At 29.8% G+C, this 426-nt stretch carries 1 pseudogene; it reads left to right on the forward strand.

Features of this window, described 5'->3' with window-relative positions:
* Positions 1–104: 104 nt before the first annotated feature.
* Positions 105–426 (forward strand): annotated as a pseudogene (locus tag V7183_RS08620) (heparan-alpha-glucosaminide N-acetyltransferase domain-containing protein); the annotation flags it as partial.

The following is a 426-nucleotide window of genomic DNA, read 5'->3' on the forward strand; positions in this document are numbered from 1 at the left end:
GAACAGAGAATTTTCTGACAACAAAATAACGCTAGCATCACTCAATGGAATAGTAAAGAGACAAAAATCAATGAAATTTGAATGTAGGAGCATAGAAAACAAACATGAAAACTGAAATTAATAACAATAGGATAGATATATTAGATTATCTAAGAGGATTTGCTTTGATAGGGATTTTGCTAGTGAATGTTCCCTTTTTTCTTTTAAAAGTAGATTCTCCATCGCCAAACTCTGTTGATGCATCATATCAACGTTTTTTATATTTATTTGTAGAAGGAAGATTTTTTACAATGTTCCCTTTTTATTTGGTATAGGATTTTATATCTTTATCACACGTGCAAAAGCAAAAAATGATAATGCATATCGCCTATTTATAAGAAGACCGGTTGTATTATTCGCAATGGGCTGTATTCATTTATCCAATTT

Origin of the sequence: Bacillus sp. JJ1127 (genome assembly GCF_036965845.1) — a bacterium.
GTDB lineage: Bacteria > Bacillota > Bacilli > Bacillales > Bacillaceae_G > Bacillus_A.